The sequence below is a fragment of the Sphingopyxis sp. 2PD genome, assembly GCF_005503695.1.
Lineage (GTDB): Bacteria > Pseudomonadota > Alphaproteobacteria > Sphingomonadales > Sphingomonadaceae > Sphingopyxis.
Genome location: NZ_SCMU01000021.1, coordinates 1 through 25,801, shown reverse-complemented (window position 1 = coordinate 25,801; position 25,801 = coordinate 1). Strand labels below are relative to the sequence as shown.

Annotated in this window: 17 protein-coding genes; 14 read left to right on the top strand and 3 right to left on the bottom strand. The window is 67.0% G+C overall.

Annotated features, from left to right (window positions below; translation table 11 throughout):
- Positions 1-63: 63 nt before the first annotated feature.
- Positions 64-3,102 carry a TonB-dependent receptor plug domain-containing protein gene (locus FFS18_RS13105; protein ID WP_212743052.1) on the bottom strand — a complete coding sequence of 1,013 codons (3,039 nt, stop codon included), beginning with the start codon at positions 3,100-3,102 and terminating at the stop codon, positions 64-66.
- Between the two features lie 395 nt (positions 3,103-3,497).
- Here FFS18_RS13105 and FFS18_RS13100 point away from each other — a divergent pair, with 395 nt between their 5' ends.
- The 10 genes from FFS18_RS13100 to glnA all read left to right on the top strand — a co-directional run bounded on the left by FFS18_RS13100 (position 3,498) and on the right by glnA (position 19,422).
- Positions 3,498-5,855: a PAS domain-containing sensor histidine kinase gene (locus FFS18_RS13100; RefSeq protein ID WP_137871165.1), complete on the top strand. Its 2,358-nt coding sequence runs from the start codon at positions 3,498-3,500 to the stop codon at positions 5,853-5,855.
- Positions 5,852-6,301 (top strand): tRNA (adenosine(37)-N6)-threonylcarbamoyltransferase complex ATPase subunit type 1 TsaE, encoded by a 450-nt coding sequence (gene tsaE, locus FFS18_RS13095; protein WP_137871164.1) that lies wholly within the window; start codon positions 5,852-5,854, stop codon positions 6,299-6,301. The genes FFS18_RS13100 and tsaE overlap by 4 nt, the downstream gene beginning before the upstream one ends.
- Complete coding sequence (locus FFS18_RS13090; protein WP_502704176.1) at positions 6,286-7,266, top strand: aminoglycoside phosphotransferase family protein; 981 nt, start codon at positions 6,286-6,288, stop codon at positions 7,264-7,266. The genes tsaE and FFS18_RS13090 overlap by 16 nt, the downstream gene beginning before the upstream one ends.
- Positions 7,266-7,985 carry a nucleotidyltransferase family protein gene (locus tag FFS18_RS13085; RefSeq protein ID WP_137871162.1) on the top strand — a complete coding sequence of 240 codons (720 nt, stop codon included), beginning with the start codon at positions 7,266-7,268 and terminating at the stop codon, positions 7,983-7,985. Before FFS18_RS13090 ends, FFS18_RS13085 begins: the two co-directional genes overlap by 1 nt.
- A gap of 184 nt (positions 7,986-8,169) precedes the next feature.
- Positions 8,170-11,184 carry a double-strand break repair protein AddB gene (addB, locus tag FFS18_RS13080; protein ID WP_137871161.1) on the top strand — a complete coding sequence of 1,005 codons (3,015 nt, stop codon included), beginning with the start codon at positions 8,170-8,172 and terminating at the stop codon, positions 11,182-11,184.
- Positions 11,181-14,654 (top strand): double-strand break repair helicase AddA, encoded by a 3,474-nt coding sequence (gene addA / locus FFS18_RS13075; protein ID WP_137871160.1) that lies wholly within the window; start codon positions 11,181-11,183, stop codon positions 14,652-14,654. The genes addB and addA overlap by 4 nt, the downstream gene beginning before the upstream one ends.
- A 64-nt stretch (positions 14,655-14,718) precedes the next feature.
- A complete protein-coding gene (gene trxA / locus FFS18_RS13070) occupies positions 14,719-15,039 on the top strand; it encodes a thioredoxin TrxA (RefSeq protein WP_120217527.1) in 321 nt (106 codons plus the stop codon).
- 147 nt (positions 15,040-15,186) lie between these two features.
- Positions 15,187-17,373 carry a PQQ-dependent dehydrogenase, methanol/ethanol family gene (locus FFS18_RS13065; RefSeq protein ID WP_137871159.1) on the top strand — a complete coding sequence of 729 codons (2,187 nt, stop codon included), beginning with the start codon at positions 15,187-15,189 and terminating at the stop codon, positions 17,371-17,373.
- A gap of 226 nt (positions 17,374-17,599) precedes the next feature.
- A complete protein-coding gene (locus FFS18_RS13060) occupies positions 17,600-17,938 on the top strand; it encodes a P-II family nitrogen regulator (protein ID WP_037518110.1) in 339 nt (112 codons plus the stop codon).
- 71 nt (positions 17,939-18,009) lie between these two features.
- Positions 18,010-19,422, top strand: coding sequence for a type I glutamate--ammonia ligase (gene glnA, locus FFS18_RS13055; RefSeq protein WP_137871158.1), 1,413 nt, complete (start codon positions 18,010-18,012; stop codon positions 19,420-19,422).
- A gap of 70 nt (positions 19,423-19,492) precedes the next feature.
- On the opposite strand, the gene FFS18_RS13050 is transcribed toward glnA, so the two are convergent.
- Positions 19,493-20,152 (bottom strand): hypothetical protein, encoded by a 660-nt coding sequence (locus FFS18_RS13050; protein ID WP_137871157.1) that lies wholly within the window; start codon positions 20,150-20,152, stop codon positions 19,493-19,495.
- Positions 20,153-20,156: 4 nt separating this feature from the next.
- Entirely contained in the window at positions 20,157-20,363 is a 207-nt protein-coding gene (locus FFS18_RS13045) for a helix-turn-helix transcriptional regulator (protein WP_120217531.1), read from the bottom strand.
- A gap of 171 nt (positions 20,364-20,534) precedes the next feature.
- Here FFS18_RS13045 and FFS18_RS13040 point away from each other — a divergent pair, with 171 nt between their 5' ends.
- From FFS18_RS13040 to FFS18_RS13025, 4 genes are all read left to right on the top strand, one after another.
- Positions 20,535-21,023: an SRPBCC family protein gene (locus tag FFS18_RS13040; protein WP_137871156.1), complete on the top strand. Its 489-nt coding sequence runs from the start codon at positions 20,535-20,537 to the stop codon at positions 21,021-21,023.
- Positions 21,024-21,129: 106 nt separating this feature from the next.
- Positions 21,130-22,596 (top strand): PQQ-dependent sugar dehydrogenase, encoded by a 1,467-nt coding sequence (locus FFS18_RS13035; RefSeq protein ID WP_171005313.1) that lies wholly within the window; start codon positions 21,130-21,132, stop codon positions 22,594-22,596.
- A gap of 143 nt (positions 22,597-22,739) precedes the next feature.
- Positions 22,740-24,050: a M20/M25/M40 family metallo-hydrolase gene (locus FFS18_RS13030; RefSeq protein WP_137871154.1), complete on the top strand. Its 1,311-nt coding sequence runs from the start codon at positions 22,740-22,742 to the stop codon at positions 24,048-24,050.
- Between the two features lie 95 nt (positions 24,051-24,145).
- A complete protein-coding gene (locus FFS18_RS13025) occupies positions 24,146-25,579 on the top strand; it encodes an aldehyde dehydrogenase family protein (RefSeq protein WP_120218338.1) in 1,434 nt (477 codons plus the stop codon).
- Positions 25,580-25,801: the final 222 nt, after the last annotated feature.

Below are 25,801 nucleotides of genomic sequence, written 5' to 3'. Positions count from 1 at the left end.
ATTATAAAAACAGTTGGGGCGGCATGTTGCCATGCCGCCCCAATGTTTGCGTTGTCAAATCGATCAGAACTTCGACTTGACGTTGATGAAGCCGCGGCGTCCGCTGAACCCATATTGCGACGCGGCGACCACCGGCCCGATCATCGAGATCGTGCCGCCGTTCAGCGTCGACACGCGCGGCGGGCGCGTGTTGAACAGGTTGCTGACCCCCAGGGTGATTTCGAACCGGTCGCCCACTTCCTGCGTGATCGAAGCATTGTGGTAGAAGACCGCTTTCGTCGTCAGCACGGGGCAATAGCGACCGCGCAGCGCGCTGTTCACGCAGACGTCGCCGTTGCGATCGACATATTCCTGCACGTTCGACGTACCGCCGATGACGTTCATGCCGTAAAACAGCGTCGTCCCGCCATTGGCGGCCCAGGTCATGCGGAAATCGCCGACCCACTGCGGCGACCCGACTTCACCCAAATCGTCCTCGACCGGCGAGGTCGGCAGCAGCTGGAAAATATCCTTGGTCTGCCAGGTCATGTCGGCGGTGAAGGACAGGCGTCCCAACCGGCCAAGATCGTGGCGGATATTGACGTTCAGATCGACACCGCTGTTCCGCTGGCTGGCGATATTCACATATTGGTCGCGCACTTCGTTGATATTGTTCGGCGCCCCGGTCTGGCCGCGAGTGAACAGGTCACACAGCGGATCGGCCGGGAAATTGTCCGAATCATAGCAACCGAAGATGATGTTGCGGCCACCCAGCTGGGTGATCTGGCCCTTCACCTTGATGTCGAAATAATCGACCGCGATGTTGATCGTGGTATCGGGCAGGAAGCCGAGCTTGGGCGTGAGCACGCCGCCGACCACCAGCGCCTTGGACGTTTCGGCGTCGAGCAGGCCGATGCCGCCGCGCGACGTTGCGGTTGCGGTGGCGCCGCCGCCCGGATGGTTGTTCGGAATCCCGTCAGCCGCGCAATTGTCAGCGATACGCTGCGTGATGCGACCGGACGCCAGGTTCGCCGCCCAGTTGACGCAGGGATCGATGTCGGTCTGACGCGGGAAGCTGGTTTCGTCGGCGAGGAACTGTTCGAACAGCGCCGGGGCGCGGAACGAGGTACCATAGCTGGCGCGCAGGCGGACGGTGTCGTTGAGCGCCCAGTTGGCACCCAGCTTGTACGTCCAGTTGCCATTGTCGCTGTCCGAGAAACCGTCCGACGCGCGCGTCGATTTGACGCTGGTGATGCGCGCCGCCGCCGAGAGCGTCAGATTCTGGAAGAAGGGCTTGTCGGCCAGCACGGGGACGTTGATTTCCCCGAACGCTTCCTTCGTCATGCTCTTGCCCGCGGTGATCCCCGACGTCGAGGCGCCCCAGGCGTTGCCCGCGCGGGTGATTTCGCCCGGAACGTCGTTGATGCGGTCCTGGCGGATGGTCGCGCCGAGCGCCACCTGCACCGCGCCCGCCGGCAGTTTGAACAGATCGCCGGTCAGCGTCGCTTCACCCGACTTCTGGGTATAGACGGTCTTGCCCTCTTCCCACGAGAAGTAGAAATCCTTCTCGGCCTGCGTCAGGTCACCGGCGAGGAAGTTGGGATCGAGCCAGCGCATGTCGACGCACTGCTTGCCCGAAACCGGGGTGACGGTGCCAACGCACGATGCGGTCTGGAAATAGCCGGTGTCATAGGCGTCCTGCAGCGCCTGCTGCTGGCGGTACTTGCCGATGCTCTTGCTGTACTGGCCATAGACTTCCCAGCGCCAGTTTCCGGTGCCACCGAAATCGCCGCGGGCGCCCGCGACGCCGCGATAATAATCGACCTTCTGGCTGCTGTCCGACTGATCGGTGATTGCGGTCGGGCTGATCAGGTTCAGCCCCTGCCACCCCGCCGCCCAGCTGGTCGCCGGGGTGCCGGTGCCGTACAGGTCGCCGGTGTAGCCAAAGTTCCAGAACTGGCGCCAGCCGTTCTGGTAGGTTTCGCGGCGATTGAACAGGAATTCGCCGAACAGTTCGACCGAATCGCTGATTTCGAACGCGCCATCGACGAACGCCGTATAAAGGTCGGTTTCGGGGATCAGCGTCTGATCGGCCTGGAACGGGTGATAGGCGTTCTGGATCGCCAGCGATGCGGTGTCATAGCCGGTCGGGAACCAGCCGGCAGGCATGCCAAAGTCACCCGGATAGGCGGGCGCGCCATAGGTCGGCACGCCGAGCACTTCGCCGGGATACTGGAACTGCATCAGCACCGTCGCGCCGGTCGGCGAAGTGTTGAGCCCGGTGTTCGGACCACCCGGACCGTCGAGCTGAAGATTGTCGATCAGATTGTAGGTCCAGGCGTGGCCCCAGCGCAGATCCTCGCATTTGAACTGACCGGTGCGCGGATCGACGATGTCGGCGCGGCTGCCATCTTCGCGGAAGGTATAGGCTTCCGGACAGGCGAGATAGGCGCGATCGCCGCGCTTGAGTTCCTTGACCTTGGTATAGTCGCCCGCGATCAGAATGTGGCCGCGGCTGAAGGTTTTACCCCAGATCGCGTTGATGCGATATTCCTCGCCGCCGCCGCCGAAGGGTGCCGAAACGGTGCCGTTGAGTTCGAGGCCGTTGGTGCTGGTCTTGGTCTTGATGTTGACCACGCCCGCGACCGCGTCCGACCCATAGACCGACGAGGCGCCGGTTTTCAGGATTTCGACGCTTTCGGCAATCGACTGCGGCAGGACGTTGAGGTCGAACGCCGACACGCCGCCGCGGGTACCCGCGGGACCGGCACGGCGACCATTGAGCAGCACGAGGGTGCGGTTGGGGCCGAGCCCGCGCAGGTTGATCGTCTGCGCACCCGGACCACCGTCGGTGACGAAGTTCGACGAAATGGCGGCGGTAATCTGGGTCGAGCCGGCCGCGATCGGCGAGCTTTGCAGCGTCGATGCCAGATCGAACTTGCCTTCCTTCGATGCGATATCGGGATCGATCACCGCGATCGGATCGGGGCTGTTGAACGGCGTCACCCCGCGCAGGCGCGAACCGGTGACGACGATCGCGTCTTCGGGTGCGGCGGTTTCGGCGCTGGTTTCAGCCGGTGTGGTATCCTGCGCCATCGCTGGCGCCGCGATGACAACCGCCATGGCGGAAAGGCTCGCGAAACCCAGAATCCGACGCGCATGCAGCGACGCCCTGCTCAAATCATTCATAGATAATCCCCGGTTTTTAATGCCCCGACCAACCCGATCGGGTTGGCCGAAAAGTGAAAGGCGCGTCTTTTCAATCTCTTGGCGGATTTGTGACTTGCCGATGACACAAGCTATTCAAGCCCGCGCCGCGAAGTCAAGGGTAGCGCTATGCAATTCACCGCATTGTCAGTCGCCTGTGGCCCAATTGTCGCAGCGCATTCTGCGGGGAATTGACAGCGTGATCAGGCAGTCCAGCGCCTAGCGATTGAAACGGTCGGGGACAGTCGATAGGGCGGGCAGATGGGCCGACGCCGCTCTTTCCTGTCCACCCGCCTCGCGGCGCGCGCTTCATGACGCTTTCGTCGGGGGCGCTCTTTGCGCTGGGCCTTTTTGTCGCGCTCTGGCTGCTTGCCGGATTGTGGGCGGTCGGGCGCGGGATTGCGATGCAGCGGCGCGCGGCATTTGTCGCCGGACAGGGCGAACGGCTCGCGAGCCTGGTCGAGGCGTCGCCGCAGCTGCCGGTCATCGTCCGCGCCGACTGGCGGATCGAGGCGAGCGAGAAATTGGGACGCTGGCTGGGTCTGGCCCAGGGACCGCGCAATTTCGACGAACTGCGCGGACTGGGCAGCGGGCTGGACCCCGATGGCCATGACGCGCTGCGCCAGGCGATCCTGGGCGCGCAGCGCGGCGCCAAACCCTTTACGCTGAGCCTGAAACCGCTGGGCAGCGAGCGCACGATCATCCTGCACGGCGCGCCGGCACCGCAGGCCGTTGGCGGTCCGGGCAGCGTGCTGTTGTGGCTGAGCGATGCGACCGACGGCCAGCATGCGCTGGCGCAGGCGCGCAGCGAGCGCGACGAGGCGATGGCGGCGTTCGAGGCCTTGTCGGGACTGATCGAGGCCGCCCCCTTCCCGATGTGGTTCCGCGGCACCGACCTCAACCTCGCGCTCGTCAACGGCGCCTATGTTCGGGCGGTCGAGGCGAAAAGCGCGGTGGCGGTGATCGATGGCGGCATCGAATTGTGCGAGACCGTCGCCGGGGTCAGCGCCGCCGAGGCTGCCGACGAGGCGCGCATCGCGGGCGCGGCGCAGGTCCGCACGATCCCGGTGACGATCGAGGGCGAGCGGCGGATCATGCGCGTGGTCGACGTGCCACTGGCGCCGACCGGCGGACGGGTGATCGGGATCGCCGGCTATGCGATCGACATTCAGGAACTGGAGAGCGAACGCGGCGCGCACCGGCGGTTCGTCGACACCCAGCGCGAATTGCTCGACCGTTTGTCGGCGGCGGTGGCGCAATTCGGCCCCGACCAGGGGCTGAGCTTTGCCAACCTGCCCTTTCGCCGCCTGTTTGGGCTCGAAGCCGAGGAGGTCGCCGAGGCGGCGCCCTTTGCGCGCCTGCTCGACGCGTGGCGCGAACGCGGGCGAACCCCGGAAGTGCGCAACTATCCCGAATGGCGGCAGGCGCATGTCGACTGGTTCGCGCAGCCGGGGGCGAGCGAGGAGGACTGGCTGCTGCGCGACGGCACCCACCTGCACGTCGTCGCGCAGCCGACCCCCGACGGCGGGATGCTGCTGATCGCCGAGGACAAGACCGAGCAGGTCCAGCTGGCGGGTGCGCGCGACACGCTGCTGCGCGTGCGCACCGCGACGTTCGACAATTTGTTCGAGGCGATCGCGGTGTTCGCGCCCGACGGGCGCCTGCATCTGTGGAACCAGCGCTTCCGCCGCCTGTGGGGGATCGACGAGGCGACGCTGGCGGCGCATCCGCGCGTCGATGCGCTGATGGGCGGGCTCGCCGACCGGTTGGTGAAGCCGAACCAGATCAGCATCGTTCAGGAAGTGATCCGCGCCGCGACGCTGGAGCGGCAACAGCGCGGCGGCGAGATCGGATTTGCCGACGGGCGTTATTTCGACTTCGCGTCGATCCCGCTGCCCGACGGCAACGCGCTGCTGATCATGCTCGACATCACCCCGAGCCGGAAGATGGAGGGCGCGCTGCGCGAACGCAACGAGGCGCTGGAGGCGGCCGACAAGGTCAAGACCGCATTCCTGTCGCGGATGAGTTACGAACTGCGCACGCCGCTCACCTCGATCGGCGGGTTCGGCGAGATGTTGCAGGCGGGCTATGCCGGCAAGCTGAGTGACCAGCAGCAAGGCTATGTCAATGCGATCATGGATTCGGTCGGGGTGCTGGGGCGCCAGATCGACAATGTGCTCGACCTGGCGCAGGGCGAGGCAGGGTCGCTGGTCGTCGAGCGCGCGCCTGTCGATGTGCGCCAACTGCTCGATCGGGCGCTCGCCGACGCGCAGGCGCTGGCTGCCGCCGAAAAGGTCGAGCTGGTTGGCAATATTTCGCCCGATCTGGGCCGCATCGACGGCGATGCGCCGCGCCTGTCGCGGCTGGTCGCGGGGCTGCTCGACAATGCGGTGCGCTACACCGCCCCGGCGCGCAAGACCGACGGCCGCGTCCTGCTGCACGCGACGGGCGATGGGCGGGCGGTCGAGATCATCGTGTCGGACAACGGCCCCGGGATGCCCGAGGCGGTCGCGGCGGTAACCAAGGGCCAGCAGGCGGGAACCGCGTCGGGGGGCATCGGCCTCGCGCTCGCACGCCAGCTCGTCGCTGCGCATGGCGGGACGATGGAAGTGGTGAGCGAGGCGGGACAGGGTACGTTGGTGCGGGTCAGCTTGCCGCGGCGGGTATGAGCCAACGATACGACTATACGCTGGCCGAGGCCGACCGCATCGGTGCCGCGATTGGCGCGGCGCTGCTACCCGGCGATGTCGTGCTGCTGTCGGGCGACCTCGGCGCGGGCAAGACGACGCTGGCGCGCGCGATGCTGAAGGCGCGCGGGCTGGCGGGCGAGGCGCCGAGCCCGACCTTTGCGATCGTCCAGCCCTACGCGCCGCCCGAGGTCGATCTGCCCATCGCGCATGTCGATCTGTATCGGATCGAGGACGAAAGCGAGCTGATCGAGCTGGGGCTCGACGAGTATCTGTACGACGGCGCGCTGCTGATCGAATGGCCTGAGCGGCTCGGGGCGCAGGGTTGGCCCGGCGCACTGTCGATCACGATTTCGGGGAGCGGCGACGCGCGCGTCTTGACAGCCGACGTGCCGACGTCTTGGGGGAGCCGATGGCCGCTCCGATGATTCCGCCCCCCCATGCGCCCGCTTTCCTCGCCGCGCATGGCTGGGGCGATGCCCAGATTTTGCCGCTCGCCGGCGATGCGTCGTTCCGGCGCTATTTCCGCGTCGTCGACGGCGATCGGCAGGCGGTGCTGATGGACGCCCCGCCCCCGCACGAGGATCCGCGGCCGTTTATCGCGGTCGCCGAATATCTGTGCGGCGAGGGGCTGACCGCGCCGACGATCTTTGCGCGCAACCTGGCGCAGGGATTGCTGCTGATCGAGGATTTTGGCGATGTGCGGCTGCGCGAGACCGCCGATGCGGCGCTCGACCGCGAGGTCGAATTGTATAGCGGGGTGACCGACCTGCTCGTCCACCTTCACGCGCGACCGCCGATGCCGGGGCTGCCGGTGCTGGGGCTCGAGCAGTGGCTCGACGAGGTGATGCTGTTCAGCGACTGGTATTGCCCGACGCTGGGGATCGAGGTCGACCGCGACGCCTTTCGCGCCGCATGGGACGCCGTGCTGACCCCGGTCGAGCATGACGGCCTGCCGCGCGTCACGGTGCTGCGCGATTATCATGCCGAAAATATCATGCTGGTGCCGGGCAAGACGGGGGTGGCCCATTATGGCCTGCTCGATTTTCAGGACGCGCTGATCGGCCACCCGGCCTATGATCTGGCGTCGGTGCTGGAAGATGCGCGGCGCGACGTGACCCCCGCGGTCGAGACGGCAATGCTCGCGCGTTACCAAGGCGCGACCGGACAGGACATCGAAAGCGCTTATTGGGCGCTCGCGGCGCAGCGCAACACGCGCATCCTGGGGGTGTTCGTGCGGCTGTGGAAGCGCGACGGAAAGCCCGGCTATCGCCAGTTCCAACCGCGAATGTGGGGGCTGCTCGAGCGCGATCTGGCGCATCCGGGGCTGGCGCCGGTGCGCGCGTGGTTCGACGAAAATATCCCCGCCGACAAGCGCGCGGCGGCGTGGTGATGACCACCAGGATCGAAAGCGCGATGGTGATGGCGGCGGGGCTCGGCAAGCGCATGCGCCCGCTGACCGCCACTCGCCCCAAACCGCTGGTGCGCGTCGCGGGCAAGGCGTTGATCGACCATAGCCTCGACCGCATCGAGGCGGCGGGGGTCGGTCATGTCGTGGTCAACGTCCATTATCTCGCCGACGCGCTGGAAGCGCATCTGGCGGCGCAGAAACGCGCGTTCACGATCGCCATTTCGGACGAGCGCGACCTGCTGCTCGAAACGGGCGGCGGGATGGTCAAGGCGCTGCCCCAGCTCAGCGGCGATCCGATCCTGATCGTCAACAGCGACAATATCTGGACCGACGGGCCGGTCGACAGCATCCAGCATCTGGCGCGGCATTGGGACGGCGATCGGATGGACGCGCTGCTGCTGGTCATTCGGCAGGCAAGTGCGACCGGGCACGGCGGCAAGGGCGATTTCCATATGGACCCCAATGGCCAGCTGTCGCGGCGCAAGCCCGGCCGCATCGCGCCCTTTGTTTACACGGGCATCCAGCTGATCTCGCCGCGCCTGCTCGACGGCGCGCCCGAGGGCGCGTTTTCGACGAACATCCTTTGGGACCGTGCGATCGCGGCGGGGCGGCTCTACGGATTGTCGCATATGGGGCAATGGTTCGACGTCGGTACCCCGGCGCGCATTGCGCCGACCGAAGCCGCGTTGAGTGAGGTTTGACCACTTGCTCCTCTCTGTCGCGCAGCGATGGGGAGGGACACCGCTTGCGAAGCAAGTGGTGGAGGGGCCGCGACGTTAGCGCCACTGCCCCTCCGTCAGCGCTTCGCGCTGCCACCTCCCCATGGCTTCGCCACAGGGAGGAGCGGCTTGCGCATCACGGGCAAGCCTTGAATAACCGGGTCATATGACGACATCCCCCACCGTCTTTTCCATCCCCGTCCAGCGGGCCTTTGCCGACGCGCTCGTCGCCGGGCTGATCGACCGCTTTGCCGACGGCGCCTTGGGGCTCGCCGAAGGATTGATCCTGCTGCCGAGCAATCGCGCGCGGAGCGCAGTGCAGGCCGCGTTCGTGCGTGCCAGCGGGGCGGGGCTGCTGATGCCGCGGCTGGCGGTGATCGGCGATGCCGACCTTGATGAAAGCGTCGCGCTGGCGCTCGATGCGATCGATGAGGTCGAACCGATCCCCCCCGCGATCGATCCGCTGCGGCGGCGGCTGATGCTGGCGGCGCTGATCGAGCGGCACAATCCGGCGGGTGAGGAGGCGATCACCGGCGCGGCGGCGTTCCAGCTTGCGGAAGGGCTGGGGCGGGTGATCGACCAGCTGCATTATGAAGAGGTCGCCCCGGCGCGGCTCGGCGACATCGAAGCCGCGCTGGGCGATCTCGCGGGGCACTGGCAGGCGTCGTGGCAGCGGCTGCGCCTGTTGATCGACCATTGGCCCGCGATGCTCGCCGCGACCGGGCATATCGACCGCGCCGACCGTCGCAACCGGCTGCTTGCACGGGTCAGCGACGGATGGCGCGCGACGCCGCCGGGGCGCTTCGTCGTTGCCGCAGGGGTGACGACCGCAGCGCCCGCGATCGCGCGGTTGCTGCGCACCGTTGCCGATTTGCCCAATGGAATGGTGGTCCTGCCGGGGCTCGACCTCGGCATGGCGGCGGAGGAATGGGAGGCGCTGGGGCCGGTCAAGCCCGATCCCGATCAGCCGGGGGAGCGCCCGCTCGAAACGCATCCGCAATATCATCTGAAGCTGTTGCTTGCCCGCATGGGAATCGCACGCGACGAGGTCGGCGCGTGGGCCGCGACGTCGCCGTTCGACGGCTCCGACGCACGCGCGCCCTTTCTGTCGCTACTCTTTGCCCCCGCGGCCTATACCGCGCGCTGGCAGGCGGCGGACGATGTCGCGCCCAGCCTGACCGGGGTCAGCGCCGCGACCTTTGCCGACGATGGGCAGGAAGCGCAGGGGATCGCACTGATAATGCGGCGCGCGTTGGAGGAGCCGGGGCGCACCGCGGCGCTGGTGACCCCCGACCGCCTGCTTGCCGAGCGCGTCGCGGCGGCGCTCGCGCGCTGGGACATCGCGGTCGACGACAGCGCCGGGCAGCCGCTGGGGCAGACGCCGCCGGGGGCGCTGCTGCTGTTGCTCGCCGAATTTGCCGCGGCGTTCGATCCGGTGCGGCTGGTCGCGCTGCTTGGGCATCCGCTGGTGCGCGCGGGCGAAGGACGGCTGGGCTGGCTCGATCAGGTGCGGCGGCTCGATTTGGTGCTGCGCGGGCCGGGGTTGGTGCCGGGCTGGACGGGGGTCACGGCGCGGATCGGCGAGATTGCGGCCGATGGCGACCGGCGCGGGCATGGCGCCGCGCTGGCGATCGCCGATTGGTGGGACGAGGTGGCGATGGGGCTCAGCGCGATGCTTGCGCCTTTCGCGGCGGGCGTTCCCGCGCCGCCGTCAGTGCTGCTCGGCGCGTTACAGGACGCGCTCGGCTGGCTCACGGGCGAAGGGGCGTGGACGGGGCATGCGGGCCGCGCCTTGTCCGACCTGTTCGACCGCTGGGCGCTAGCGAAGGGCGATGGCCCGGCGCTGGTCGCGCCCGCCGATTTTCCTGCGATGCTCGCCGATCTGATGTCGGGCGAGAGCATCCGCCCGCCCTATGGCGGGCATCCGCGGCTGTTCATATGGGGTCTGCTGGAGGCGCGGTTGCAGCGCGCCGATTTGATGATTTTGGGCGGGCTCGACGAGGGGCGCTGGCCGCCGCAACAAAGCCCCGACCCCTGGCTCGCCCCCGGCATCCGGCGGATGCTGGGTCTTGCCGCGCCCGAGCGGCAGCAGGGGATGGCGGCGCATGATTTCGCCGGTGCCTTTGCGGCGCACGCGGTGGTGGTGACGCGCGCGATGCGCAGCGGCGGCGACCCGGCGGTGGCGTCGCGCTTCTGGCTGCGGCTCGCCGCCTTGGCGGGCGACTTGCCCGAAGCGATGCTCGGCGGGCAGCCGGTGACCGCGCTCGCCGCGATGCTCGATGTCCCGCCGGGGCAGAGCGAGCCCGCCGACAGGCCGCGCCCGTCGCCACCCCTTTCGGCGCGCCCCGACCGGATCAGCGTCACCGGGGTCGACCAGCTGGCGCGCGATCCCTTTGCCTTTTACGCGGCGAAGATATTGCGGTTGAGCGAACTCGAGCCGCTGAGCAGCGGCCCCGACGCCAAATGGTTCGGCACGCGGGTGCATAAATTCCTGCAGGACTGGCAGGCGGCGGGGCTGAGCGAGGCGGCGTTCGATGCCGAGATCGCGGCGCTGCGCGCCGATCCGGCGCTCGATTCGCTGGGCCGCGCCTTCTGGCTGCCGCGCATCGAGCCGTCGCTGCGCTGGGCCGCCGAGCGGGTGTGGGCGGCGCGCGACGAGCGCTGGCCGGTTGCCAATGAGGTCAGCGGCAAGCTTCTGGTGGACGGCATCATGCTGCGCGGCACCGCCGACCGCGTCGATCAGGCCGCCGACGGTACGCTGGCGATCGTCGATTACAAGACCGGCGCCGCGCCGTCGGCCAAGTCGGCGGGCGAAGGGTTGAACAGCCAGCTCGGCCTGCTCGGGCTGATCGCCGAGGAAGCCGGGCTCGGCGATCTGGCGCCCGAGCCGGTCGGGGCGTTCGAATATTGGGAGTTGAAGCGCGACCGCAAAAAGGGCCTCGATGGCGCGGTCAAGGTGATCAAGGGTCAAAAGCCGAAGCCATCGACCGCCGCAGCGGTGATCGAGCGGGCGCGCGAAGCCCTCGCTGACCTCAGCGCGCGCTTCCTGCTGGGGCAGGAGCCGTTCGTTCCGGGCGACAGCGCCAAACGCTATCCCGATTTCGACCAGCTGATGCGCCGCGACGAATGGTTCGGGCGCGGTGATCCCGATCCGGGCGTGACCGACGGGGGGGCGGCATGATCGATCCCGACAAGCTGCTCAAGACGCTCGACGGCGGGCAGCGCGCCGCGGCCCAGCCTCACGACCATGTCTGGCTGGGCGCGTCGGCGGGGACGGGCAAGACGCAGGTGCTGTCGGCGCGCGTGCTGCGCCTGATGCTGGCGGGGGTGTCGCCCGAGGCGATCCTGTGCATCACCTTTACCAAGGCGGGCGCCGCCGAAATGGCGCACCGCATCCACGAACGGCTGGCGATGTGGGTGCGGATGGCCGACGGCGACCTGCGGCTCGACCTCGCCGCGCTCGGCGCCGACTGGGCCGAGCCGGGCATCCTCGACCGCGCGCGGTCGCTGTTCGCCACCGTGATCGACAGCCCCGGCGGCGCGGTGCGGGTGCAGACGATCCACGCCTTCTGCCAGACCCTGCTCGCGAGCTTCCCGCTCGAGGCGAAAATCTTGCCGGGCTTTCGCGCGCTGGAGGACAGCGAGGCGAGCGCGTTGCAGCGCGAGGTGCTCGGACAATTGCTCGCGCGTCCCGATGCCGACGGCGATGCGATGCGGACGATCGCCGCGATGCTGTCGCAGCGATTGGGGCAGGATGCAGCGATTGCTTTCCTCGCGCGCTGTGCGAGCAGCTTTACTGCAGCGGACGCCCCGCGCTTCGCGCCGCGCGCGGCGGACCTGCGCGCGCAGCTGGGGCTACCGCAGGGCGATCCGCTGACCTGGCAGGCGGCGGCGCTGGCGGGCGGCGCGGTTGCCGATGCCGACATCGCGGCGGTGGCTGCGAGCGGGCGCGGCTGGGGGACCAAGACCGGCGATGGCCGCGCCGACATCATGGACGACTGGTTCCGCGCCGATGCGCACGGCCGCGCCGCGATGATGGTCGCGGTACGCGGCTGTTTCCTGACCAGCACCGGCGACATGCGCGCCGATTACACCAAAGACAAAGGCGGCATGCGCAGCTGCCTTGCCGCCGCCGAACGCATCGTCGCCGCGGCCGATGACCTGCTCGCGACCGCCACCGCGATGGCGGTCGCCGACGATCTGGCGGCGGCGTGGGATCTGGGCAGCCGCTTTGCGGAGGCCTATGCGCTGGCGAAGCGCGAGCGCGGGCTCGCCGATTTCGATGACCTGATCAGCATCGCGGGGCATCTGCTGGCGCAGGGCGACTTCGGCGACTGGGTGCGCTTCAAGCTCGATCAGCGCACCGACCATATCCTGGTCGACGAGGCGCAGGACACCAACGCGCGGCAATGGGCGATCGTCGCCTCGCTGGCCGGCGAGTTTTTTGCCGGGGCGGGCGCCAAGGACGAACGGGTCCGCACGATGTTCACCGTCGGCGATCGCAAGCAGGCAATCTTCGGCTTTCAGGGCACCGAGCCCGCGGCATTCGAGGCAGCGCGGCTGAGCTTTGCCAGGCGCGCGGCCGAGGGCGGCAAACCGTTCGAGGATGTCGATCTCGACACCAATTATCGCTCCAGCCCCGCGGTGCTCGACGTCGTCGATGCGTGGATCGCGGCGGGGGCGACCGAATTGATGGGCTTGGGCAGCGACGAGCCGCCGCACATTCCCGCCGATTTCAACCGCGACCGCGCCGGACGCGTCGAGCTGTGGGCGCCGCTGCCGGTGGGCAAGGCGCTTGATGCCGATACCGAGGATGAGGGCGTCGGCGACGTTGATGGCGATGATGATGACGGCGCTTCCCGCGACACGTCGGCCGCCGCAAGCGACGCCGCCAGCCTGCGGCTCTCTCGCGCTATCGCCGACGAGGTGCGCGAGTGGATCGCGCACGGCAAGGACGGGCGTCCGGTGGCGCCGGGCGACATATTGATCCTCGTCCGCCGCCGCAAGGATGTTGCGGCGCGGATCGTCGCGCGGCTGCAGTCGCTGCATGTGCCAGTCGCGGGGGTCGATCGTTTTTCGCTGACGCAGTCGCTGGCGGTGCAGGACCTGCTCGCGGCGATGCGCTTTGCGGTGCAACCGCTCGACGACCTCAACCTTGCCAGCCTGCTGGTCTCGCCGCTGTTCGGGTGGAGCCAGGACGAGCTGTTTGTCTTTGCCCACGGCCGCCAGAAACGGGCGTTGTGGGAACAGTTACGCGCGCGCGAAGAGGAGGCACCGCCCGCAACGATGGCGGCGCTGCGCAGCCTGCTCGGCATGGGCGATTTCACGACGCCGTTCCGCTTTCTGGAACGCATATTGTCGGGGTCGCTCGATGGACGGCGCAAGCTGTATCAGCGGCTGGGGCGCGAGGCGCGCGACCCGATCGACGAACTGCTCGCGCAGGCGCTGGCGTTCGAGCGGCAGGAAGCGCCGTCGCTGCTCGGCTTCCTGTCGCACATCGCCGCGAGCACCGCCGAGATCAAGCGCCAGAGCGAGGCGCGCGGCGACGTCGTGCGCGTGATGACGGTGCACGGGTCGAAAGGCTTGCAGGCGCCGATCGTCATCTTGGCCGACGCGACCGACGACCCGAAGCCGCGGCGGGTGAATTTTGACCTGTCGGCGGCGGGTTGGGACAAATTGCCGGTGTTTGCGCTCGGCAAGGAGGAGCGGCACGGCGCGATTGCCAAGGCGCATGAGGACAAGGAAGCCGCCGAACGCGAAGAGCATTGGCGATTGCTGTATGTGGCGATGACGCGCGCCGAGGAATTGCTCGTCGTCGCCGGCACGCGCAAAGGCGACGAGCTTCCCCAGAACAATTGGCACAGCGCGGTCGATGCGGTGCTCGCCGATATGGGCGCCGAGTGGCAGGACGCCGGGCCGCGCTGGGGGCGGAAGCGTGTGCATGCGGTGCAGGGCAAGACGCGCGCTGCAAAGGCAAAAGCGCGCTCCGCGGCGCCGCCGGTCGTCGTTCCCGACTGGGCGCGGCAAGCGGCGCCCGAGGAAGCACGCCCGCCGCGCCCGCTCGCGCCGTCGGCGCTCGGTGAAGACGATGTGGCAGCGGTGCCGCAGGGCGCGGCGCGCGCCGCGGCGGTGAACCGCGGGCTGCTGCTCCACGCGCTGTTCGAGCGGCTGCCGCCGGTGGCGCCCGAGCAGCGGCGCTCGGCTGCGTGGCGCTGGCTAGGCGTTCAAGCCGCCGATCTCGAGGAAGCAGACCGCGCGATGATGGTCGACGAGGTCCTGGCCGTGCTGGACGACCCCGCACACGCCGCGCTGTTCGGGCCGGGGTCGCTCGCCGAAGTGCCGCTGTCGGCGGTGGTCGACGGCGCGGTGGTCGCCGGGATCGTCGACCGGCTGCTGGTCACCGACGATGCCGTGACGGTGATCGATTACAAGACCGGGCGCCATGTCCCTGCCCGCGCGTCGGACGTCCAGCCCGCCTATCTGCGCCAGATGGCGGCGTATCGCGATGCGCTGGCAGCAATTTTCCCGTCGCGGCGGATCGCGGCCGCCTTGCTGTACACCGCCGCGCCGCGGCTGATCGACCTGGACGACGCGCTGCTCGACGCGCACAAGCCGGGCTTGCTGGCAACCAAGGCGAATTTGGGCGGTTGAGCCCTTGAGCCGGAGGCTGCAAGCCCTTAGCTTGAAGGCCAAGCGAAATTCAGGAGTTTTGATCATGGGTACCAAGGCAATCAGCGACGACAGCTTCCAGGCCGATGTCCTCGACAGCGACACCCCCGTGCTGGTCGATTTCTGGGCCGAATGGTGCGGCCCGTGCAAGATGATCGGCCCGTCGCTCGAGGAAATCGCCGACGAGCTGGGCGAAAAGGTCGTGATCGCGAAGCTCAACATCGACGATCACCCGAACGCCCCCGCCAAATATGGCGTGCGCGGCATCCCGACGATGATCCTGTTCAAAAATGGCGAAGTCGCCGACACCAAGGTTGGCGCGGCGCCCAAAAGCGCGCTCAAGGGCTGGCTCGAAAGCGCGCTTTGATCGGTCGTTCGTCGCCCCGCGCCTGAGCCGGGGCGGCGACCAAGCGCGCCTTTCGCGCGCACCGCATATTCCCCCTTGCACCCGCGTCCCTTCGCGCGCAGACTTGACGTTAACGTCAACGATAGACGGCGAACGGGAGAGTTTGGGATGGCGAAACGGGTCTGGACGGCCGCGCTGCTCGGCGGCGCGACTTTGGCATTGGCTTCATGCAACGCGTCGAAGAACGACAGCCTCTCGGGCACCGCGGCGCTCGACGAAGCCGAGAAAGCCAGCGAGACCCTGCTTAAGACCGGCGGCAGCGGCGACGATTGGGGCGCGATCGGCTTCAGCTATGACGAGCAACGCTTCAGCCCGCTGACCGACATCAGCGACAAGAATGTCGGCGAACTCGGCATCGCCTGGACGGCCGATCTGGAGGACGCCCGCGGCCAGGAAGCGACCCCGGTGGTCGTCGATGGGGTGATGTATGTCAGCCACGCCTGGTCGAAGGTCAGCGCCTGGGACGCCGCGACCGGCAAGCCGCTCTGGAAATTCGATCCCAAGGTTCCGGGCGAACGCGCGGTTCACGCCTGCTGCGACGTCGTCAACCGCGGCGTCGCGCTGTGGGGCGACAAGGTTTTCGTCGGCACGATCGACGGGCGACTGATCGCGCTCGACCGCAAGAGCGGCAACGAGCTGTGGTCGACGCAGACGGTGGACGCCGACAAACCCTACACGATCACCGGCGCGCCACGCGTCGTGAAGGACATGGTGCTGATCGGCAACGGCGGCGCCGAATTCGGGGTGCGCGGCTATGTCACCGCTTATGACGCCGATACCGGCAAGGAACGCTGGCGCTTCTACACCGCGCCCAACCCGACTAAGGCCAAGGACGGCGCCGCAAGCGACGAGATTTTCGCGACCAAGGCCAATGCCACCTGGTCCGACAAGGGCGAGTGGCAGACGTCGGGCGGCGGCGGCACCGTGTGGGACGCGATCGTTTACGACAAGGATCTCGACCAGATCTATCTTGGCGTCGGCAACGGCAATCCGTGGAACCACGGCACGCGCTCGAATGGCGAGGGCGACAATTGGTTCCTCTCGTCGATCGTCGCGCTCGATGCCGCGACCGGCCAATATAAATGGCACTATCAGGAAACCCCGGGCGAAACGTGGGACTATACCGCGACCCAGCCGATCATCCTCGCCGAGCAGACGGTGAACGGCACACCGACTAAGGTGCTGTACCATGCGCCGAAGAACGGTTTCTTCTTCACCATCGACCGGTCGAACGGCAAGCTGATCGATGCCAAGCCGTTCGTCGACAGGATCAACTGGGCCACCGGTTACGACCTTGCGACCGGCCGCCCGATCGAAAATCCCGAAGCGCGCTTCTACAAGACCGGCAAGCCCTTCATCGCGATCCCCGGTGCGCTGGGCGCGCACAATTGGCACCCGATGAGCTACAATCCCGCGACCGGGCTCGTTTACATTCCGGCGCAGCAAATCCCGCAGGGCTATCTTCAGGACATGAACGAGCTCGACAAGCGCAAGGTGCTGGGGTTCAACGTCGGTACCTCGCTGACCGGCACGCTGCTCCCTGACGACAAGGCGGCGTTCCGCGCCGCGGTCGCCGCGACGACCGGGCGCCTCGTCGCCTTTGACCCGCGCACCGGCAAGGTCGCGTGGGCGGTCGATCATCCCGCGGCGTGGAACGGCGGCACAATGACGACCGCGGGCAATCTGGTGTTCCAGGGGACCAGCCTCGGCCGTTTCCGCGCTTATACCGCCGACACCGGCAAGCAACTCCTCGATCTCGACATGCAGTCGGGGATCGTCAGCGCCCCCTCGACCTTCCGCGTGAACGGCGTCCAATATGTCGCGTTCATGACCAGCAAGGGCGGCGCCTTCCCGCTCGTCGCCGGGGTGGCGGGCGGCGCGACGCGCAAGATTCCGAACATCCCGCGGCTGGTCGTGCTCAAGATCGGCGGCACCGCCAAACTGCCCGCCCCGCCCGCGACGACGACGCTGGCGTGGAACCCGCCGCCGATGACCGCGAGCGCGGCGCAGGTAGCGGCGGGCAAGGCGCAGTTCGGGCGCTATTGCATGGTCTGTCACGGCGATAGCGCGATCGGCAACGGCTTCACCCCCGACCTTCGCGTATCGGGAACGCTGGCCAATGCCGACGCGTGGAAGGCCGTGGTCGTCGACGGCGCACTGAAGGAGCGCGGCATGGTGAGCTTCGCCAAGGTGCTCACCCCGCAAGACGCCGAAGCGATCCGCGCCTATGTCATCGAACGCTCGAACTGGACCAAGGCCAATTTGCCCGAGGCGTCGGCGCCGGTCGGGCGCTGATTGCCCAAATATTAGGCATCGAGATAATGCCGTTGCCCAGCCCTTGGGCAGCGGCGTCTTTTCGTTTCAAAATTCTTACCGAAACCCCACGATTCGCCAATTGGCACGGCTTTTGATTGGTGCAAGATGGCGGGACATCGCACCGACTCGACGACAGACCGGGCAGCGCAGCTGATCCGGCTTGACGCGCAAGGCGCGGCGGCCAGCCCAAAGGGGGACGAAAAGCGTGAAGAAGATTGAGGCGATCATCAAGCCGTTCAAGCTCGACGAAGTGAAGGAAGCGCTGCACGAAGTGGGTGTCAGCGGGATCACCGTCACCGAGGCCAAGGGTTTCGGACGGCAGAAGGGTCATACCGAATTATATCGCGGCGCCGAATATGTCGTCGACTTTCTGCCCAAGGTGAAGCTGGAAGTCATCGTCGAGGATTCGATGGCCGAACGCGTCGTGGAGGCGATCGCCGCCGCCGCGCAGACCGGCCGGATCGGCGATGGCAAGATCTTCGTCATCCCGGTCGAAACCGCGCTTCGCATTCGCACCGGCGAACGCAACGAGGACGCGCTTTAACTTTTCGCATTTTTCGAAAACCCGACAGTCACCGGCACGCCGGACCATTTCGCAAGAAGGAAGCATAGATCATGGCTACGAAGCCCAAGGACATCATCGCGCGGATCAAGGAAAACGACATCGAGTGGGTCGACCTGCGCTTCACCGACCCCAAGGGCAAGTGGCAGCATCTGACGATGGTTGCCTCGGTCCTGGGCGAAGACGAACTGGAAGACGGGCTGATGTTCGACGGATCGTCGATCGAGGGCTGGAAGGCGATCAACGAGTCGGACATGATCCTGAAGCCCGATCTCGACGCCGTCTATGACGATCCTTTCTCGGCCACCCCGATGCTGGTGATCTTCTGCGACATCGTCGAGCCGTCGACCGGCGAAGGCTATGCCCGCGACCCGCGCACGACGGCAAAGCGCGCCGAAGCCTATGTCGCCTCGACCGGGATCGGCGACACCGTCTATGTCGGCCCCGAAGCCGAATTCTTCATGTTCGACGACGTCCGTTTCGAGACCGGCTACAACAAGTCGGGTTTCGAGATCGACGACATCGAACTGCCGACCAACACCGGCCGCAGCTATGAAGGCGGCAACCTGGCGCACCGCCCGCGCGCCAAGGGTGGCTATTTCCCCGTCGCGCCGGTCGACAGCGCCGTCGACATCCGTGCCGAGATGGTCTCGACGATGCTCGAAATGGGCCTGCCGTGCGACAAGCATCACCATGAAGTCGCCGCGGCGCAGCACGAACTCGGTCTGACCTTCGGTACGCTGACCGAAACCGCCGACCGCATGCAGATCTACAAATATGTCGTGCACCAGGTCGCGCACGCCTATGGCAAGACCGCGACCTTCATGCCGAAGCCGATCAAGGACGACAACGGCAGCGGCATGCACACCCACATCTCGATCTGGGAAAAGGGCAAGCCGCTGTTCGCCGGCAACGGTTATGCGGGGCTCAGCGACATGTGCCTCTATTTCATCGGTGGTGTGGTCAAGCACGCCAAGGCATTGAACGCCTTCACCAACCCGACGACGAACAGCTACAAGCGCCTCGTCCCGGGCTTCGAAGCGCCGGTGCTGCTCGCTTATTCGAGCCGCAACCGCTCGGCCTCGTGCCGCATCCCCTATGGCGCGGGCGCCAAGGCGAAGCGCGTCGAGTTCCGCTTCCCCGACGCGATGGCGAACCCCTATCTCTGCTATTCGGCGCTGCTGATGGCGGGGCTCGACGGCATCGCGAACAAGATCCACCCGGGCGACCCGATGGACAAGAATCTGTACGACCTGCCGCCCGAAGAATTGAGCGAAGTCCCGACCGTCTGCGGTTCGCTTCGCGAAGCGCTCGACAGCCTCGCCGCCGACCACGACTTCTTGCTCAAGGGCGACGTGTTCTCGAAGGACCAGATCGAAGCCTATATCGATCTGAAGTGGGACGAGGTCTATCGCTTCGAACAGACGCCGAGCCCGGTCGAGTTCGACATGTACTACAGCGCCTGATCCGCAAGGGTCAGCGACGCCAAGGGGGGCGCCCGGTTCGGGGGAACCGGGCGCCCTTTTTGGTGGGCGTTCAGCGCGGCGCCATCATCCCGCGGCGGCCCGCCGCGACGAAGCAGGCGAGCAGCATCGATCCGAACGCCAGCGACACCAGGTCGAGCGGCTGCGGTCCGGCGGTCAATTCTGCCGCCGCCGCGCCGCCCCAGACGATCGCGACGAGCATCATCACATTTCCCGTGATCGCGGAAATCTCGACGGTCAGCTGCCGCCAAAGCTCGTCGAAACTTTGCCACATCCACAGCGACACCGCGGTGAAGCCGCCGAGCACGACGAGCAGGATCCAGTACGCCGCCGCGGGGCTCACCAACGCCGCGGCGCCCGCCGCCACCGAATATGCCAGCAGCATCAGCGCCGCGCCGAGGATCAGGCAACAGGCCGAGCTGGCGCCCATGCTCGATCGTTCCTCGACGATTTCTTCGGCATCGGCGACGTTGAGCAGTCGCCGACCGAGGAGGTTCGGCGCCGCGGTGCCGAGTCCGACGAACAGCCCCATCAAGGCAAAGATAAACCCGACCCCGAACAGGATGATCGACGAGGGTGCCCAATCGACCCCGCCCTGCCCCTCGGCGAGCGTGAGCCCCACCGACATGCCGCCCGCGCCCGCGATTGCGCCGACGGTCGCCTGCATCGCCGTCTTGCGCCATCCCGCCGTCTTGCCTGCCTGCGTCGTCATTTCATCACTCCTTCGGCGACCAATGGTCGATGAACAGCTCGCGCACTTCGAGCGCAAACAGGCCCGCCATGCGCAGCGCGAGCGGCAGGCTGGGATCATATTTGTCGGTTTCGACCGCGTTGATCGTCTGGCGCGACACGCCCAGACGGCGTGCGAGTTCGCCCTGGCTCCACCCCGCGGCCTCGCGATATTCGCGCACCCGATTTTCCACATCCGCTTCCTTGCCTGTCAAGAGCTCTTTACATAGACAATGGCGACCTGTCAAACACTCTTTACATCTCACGCGTTCGGCCGTTGACCCTTTTGTAAGCTGTTGTCGCTATCAGGGCGCTGCATTTCAGGGGGAATTGCGATGCTACGTTCGACATTATTGGTCGCCGCGATGCTGCTGACCGCAGGGTGCGGCAAGATGGCCGAACTCGCCAACAAGACCCGCACGGTCGCGGCGCCGCGCGAAGAAGTGTTTGCGAAGATGTTCGGCGACGGCAGCGCCTTTACCGGCATGCCGCTGGTCACCAATGGCGGCTCGACGCGCCTGTATGAACTTGTCGCCGAAAAGGGCGATCCGGGTTTCGAAAAAATGGTCCCCGACGAACGGCCCGACGCGTACAAGATCAAGATCGCCGTCGCGATGGAAATCCCCCGCGAGGCCCATCTGATCTATAATGTTGACGACGGCGCGCTGACGACGGGGCTGAAATTCACCTTCGAAGAACTGGCGCCCGACCGCACCCGCGTCGATTTTGCGATCGACGATCTGGCCGGCGACGGCGCGAAGGGCTTGACGGTCAACCGATTGGTTTTGCGCAAGATCGCGCAAGAGGCGCTCGGCAAACTCGACGATTTCGAAGAAGCGAAAGAGCCCGCCTGACGGCGCTGCGCGCGATCGCAACATGGTAAACCGCCAGGGTTGCGGTGGCCATCGACCAGTGGCAGGTTGCGCGCGGGGTGGCACGATCGCGAAAGGCATTCAGGCCATGCGGAAGCGCGTCCCCCTCCTCCTCACACCGCTGCTGCTTGCGTCATGTGGCGGCGGTAGTAGTGGCGGCGGCACCCCGCCCGCGGCCAATGCGCCGCCCAGCTTCACCTCGCTGCAAACCGCCAGCGTGACCGAGAACGGCACCGCCGCCTACCAGGCGACCGCGACCGACCCCGATGGCAATGCGCTGACCTTTTCCATCGACGGCGGCGCCGATGCAGGCCGTTTTGCGATCACCGGCGCGGGCGCGCTCAGTTTCAGCGCCGCGCCCGATTTTGACCTGCCCGGGGATGCCGACGGTGACAATGTCTATGCAGTGGTGCTGCGCGTCAGCGACGGGCAGGCGAGCGTCACGCAGGCGGTCAACATCACCGTCACCAACAGCCGCGAAGGCATATCGGTGGCCCGCGTCGGCACCGGCTTCAACCAGCCGCTCTACGTCGCCGCAATCCCCGGCGACAGCCGCGTCTATGTCGTCGAAAAGGGCGGCAACGTCTATCGCTTCGACCCCACGAACGGCAGCCGCACGCAGGTGCTCGACATCACCGACATTTCGACGAGCGGCGAGCGCGGCCTGCTCGGCCTTGCCCCCTACCCCGACCATGCGACGTCGCAGCGGCTGTTCGCGGTCGCGACGGCGACCAATGGCAATGTCCAGGTGCGCCGCTACACGCTGGGCCAGCCGAACAGCTCGGCCAGCTATGACACCGTGCTCGACATCCCGCACCCGGGGTTCGACAATCACAACGGCGGGTGGATCGGCTTTGGTCCGGATGGTCTTGTCTATGTCGGGGTCGGCGATGGCGGCGGGGGCGGCGATCCGAACAACAATGCCCAGAACCGCAATGTGCAGCTCGGCAAGATCCTGCGCTTTGCCGTCGGCGCGGGCGGCAGCAGCTACGCCCCCGCGCCCGGCAATCCTTTTATATCGGGGGGCGGCGATCCCTATATTTTCGCCTTGGGCCTGCGCAATCCGTTTCGCGCTTCCTTTTCGGGATCGACGCTGCTGATCGGCGACGTCGGTCAGGGTGCGATCGAAGAAATCGATGCGGTCACGACGGCCCAGCCGGGGCTGAATTTCGGCTGGCGCTTTCTCGAAGGCACCCAGCCCTATTCAGGCACCGCTCCCGCTGGCCTGACGCCGCCCGTCGCCGAATATGGCCATGGCAGCGGCCCGCGGCAGGGACGATCGGTGATTGGCGGCTATGTCTATCGCGGCCCGGTGACCTCGCTGGTCGGCCACTATGTCTTTGCCGATTTCGTCACCGGCAATATCTGGTCGGTTCCCTTGGCCAGCCTCGTCGCCGGGCAGACCCTCCCCGCGTCGCGTTTTGCGCGGCGCAACGAGGATTTCGCGCCCGACGCAGGGGCGCTCAGCAATATCGCCTCGTTTGGCGAGGACAGCGCGGGCAATCTTTTCCTTGTCAGCATCGGCGGCGATATTTTCATGGTGCGCCCCGGCTGACCGCTTGCCCCTGCCGATCAATGAAGGCACACACATGCCGTCGCCCCCGCGCAGGCGGGGGCCGCTGGCAGCTACGCGCCGCGCCGATAGCGGCCCCCGCCTGCGCGGGGGCGACGATGAGATGTAACCGGAGAGTCCCCCCAATGAAATCCTTGCCGCTCACTGCCCTCGTCGCGCTTCAACTCGCGCTCGCGCCCGCCGCGGCGGCGAAACTCAGCAAAGCCGAAAGCGGGATGGCGAAGACGGTGGCGGCCGAACAGGAGCGGTCGCTTGCGCTGCTCGAAAGGCTCGTCAACCAGAACAGCGGCTCGCTCAATCTCGAGGGCGTTGAAAAGGTCGGCGCGATGATGCGCGCCGAGCTCGAACCCCTGGGCTTCAAGGTCGAATGGAAGCCGATGCGCGACACCGGGCGCGCGGGCCATCTGATCGCGACGCATGTCGGCAGACCCGATACCAAGCGCCTGCTCCTCATCGCCCACCTCGACACGGTGTTCGAGCCCGACTCGCCGTTCCAGACATTCACCCGCAAGGGCGATTTGGGCGAAGGCCCGGGCGCGGGCGACGACAAGGGCGGCATGGTCGTCATCGTCGCAGCGCTGCGCGCGATGCAGGCGGCGGGAACGCTGAAGGGCGCCAATATCGAGATCCACATGACCGGCGACGAGGAGGATGCGGGCCACCCGATCGAGAAGGCGCGCGCCGACCTGATCGCCGCGGGCAAGCGCAGCGACGTCGCGCTCGATTTCGAGGGGCTGGTCCGCGATGGCGGCGCCGACATGGGGTCGGTCGCGCGGCGCTCGTCGGACAGCTGGACCGTCACCGCGACGGGCAAGAGCGCGCACAGCTCGGGCATTTTTAGCGCCGCGGCGGGCGACGGCGCAATCTATGAGCTGACGCGCATCATCCACCGCTTCCGCACCGAACTTCCCGAACCGAACCTCACCTTCAACGTCGGGCTGATCGCGGGCGGGCAGCAGGCCGATCTCGACGCGGGCGGGATCCGCGCGACGGTGAACGGCAAGACCAACATCATCGCCCCGATCGCGGTCGCGCGCGGCGACCTTCGCGCGCTGTCGCCCGAGCAGATCGTGCGGGTGAAGGCGAAAATGACGGCGATCGTCGCCGACCATGCGCCGGGGACCGACGCAAGGATCGCCTTCGACCCCGGCGGCTATCCGTCGATGGCGCCGACCGACGGCAATCGCGCGTTGCTGGCGAAGCTCAACGGCGTGAACCGCGACCTCGGCCTTGCCGAAATGGCGCCGCTCGACCCGCTCAAGCGCGGCGCGGGCGATATCAGCTTTGTCGCCGCAGACGTCGATGGGCTCGCGGGACTCGGACCGTATAGCACCGGCGACCATGCCGCAGGCGAAGCGGTCGACATCCCGAGCATCGCGCGGCAGGCGACGCGCGCCGCCATATTGATGTCACGCCTTTCTGCTGAAAAGCGCTAAACTGCCGTCTTTGGCAGTTGGCTCAACTTGATTCATTCGCCACAGTGATTAGGTAGCAATCCGAGACGGAATTGACCGCCGATGGGAGAAGAATGATGAGCACCGAAACGCACCTCAAGCAGAATTACATCGGCGGCCGTTGGGTCGACAGCAAGGGCGGCAAGCTCCACGACGTCATCAATCCCGCGACCGAAGAAGCCGCCTCGACCGTCGTGCTCGGCACCGCCGCCGACGTCGACGACGCAGTGGCGGCGGCGAAGGAAGCGTTCAAAAGCTTCTCGCAGACCACGCGCGAGGAACGGCTCGACCTGCTGAACCGCATCGTCGAGGAATATAAGAAGCGCGGCGCCGACCTTGCCAAGTCGATGGCATCCGAAATGGGCGCGCCGGTCAGCTTCGCGGGCACCGCGCAAGTCGGTGCCGGCATCGGCGGCTTCCTTGGCACGATCGCTGCGCTCAAAGATTTCAGCTTCACCGAAAAATATGCCGCGGGCATGATCGCCTATGAACCGATCGGCGTCGTCGGCATGATCACGCCGTGGAACTGGCCGCTCAATCAGATCGCGCTGAAGGTCGCCCCCGCGCTCGCGGCGGGCAACACGATGGTGCTGAAACCGTCCGAAGAATGCCCCGGCAACGCGGTGATCTTCGCCGAAATCCTCGACGCCGCGGGCGTCCCCGCCGGCGTGTTCAACCTCGTCCAGGGCGACGGCCCGACCGTCGGCAACGCGATCAGCGCGCATCCGGGCATCGACATGGTGAGCTTCACGGGCTCGACCCGCGCGGGCATCCTCGTCGCCAAGGCCGCAGCCGATACCGTCAAGCGCGTCCATCAGGAACTTGGCGGCAAGTCGCCGAACATCGTCCTGCCCGACGCCGATTTCGCCGCCGTCCTGCCCCCGACGGTGCAGGGCGTGCTGGTCAACACCGGCCAGAGCTGCATCGCGCCGACGCGCATCCTGGTCCAGAAGGAGCGCGAGGCCGAGGCGGTCGGCGTCATCAAGGCGATGTTCGACGGGACGCAGGTCGGCGACCCGATGAGCGAGGGCGGCCACATCGGCCCCGTCGTCAACAAGGCACAGTTCGACAAGATCCAGGGATTGATCCAGTCGGCGATCGACGAAGGCGCGACGCTGGAAACCGGCGGCACCGGCCTGCCGTCGAACGTCAACCGCGGCTATTACATCAAGCCGACGGTCTTTTCGGGCGTCACCCCCGACATGCGCATTGCTAAGGAAGAGGTGTTCGGCCCCGTCGCCACGGTCATGGCCTATGACACGCTGGAACAGGCGGTCGATATTGCCAATGACACCGAATATGGCCTGTCGGCGGTGGTTTCGGGCGACCCCGCCAAGGCCGCCGAAATCGCGCCGAAGCTGCGCGCCGGCATGGTCGCGGTCAACGCCTGGGGGCCCGGGCCGGGCGCGGCGTTCGGCGGCTACAAGGCGTCGGGTAACGGCCGCGAAGGCGGCGTGTTCGGGCTCAAGGATTTCATGGAAGTGAAGTCGATCAGCGGCATTCCGGCCTGACACCAAGATCCTCCCTGCGGCGAAGCCGTGGGGAGGGGGACCGCCGCGAAGCGGTGGTGGAGGGGCAAGCGCGGGTGGCGCCATCGCCCCTCCGTCAGCGCTTCGCGCTGTCACCTCCCCATCGCTTCGCGACAGGGAGGAACGCCCCCTCCCTTGCAGGGAGGGGTTTTTCTTTGGGCGCTGGAAAGCTATGCGCCCCTGCATGACCACGCGCTCCCCCCT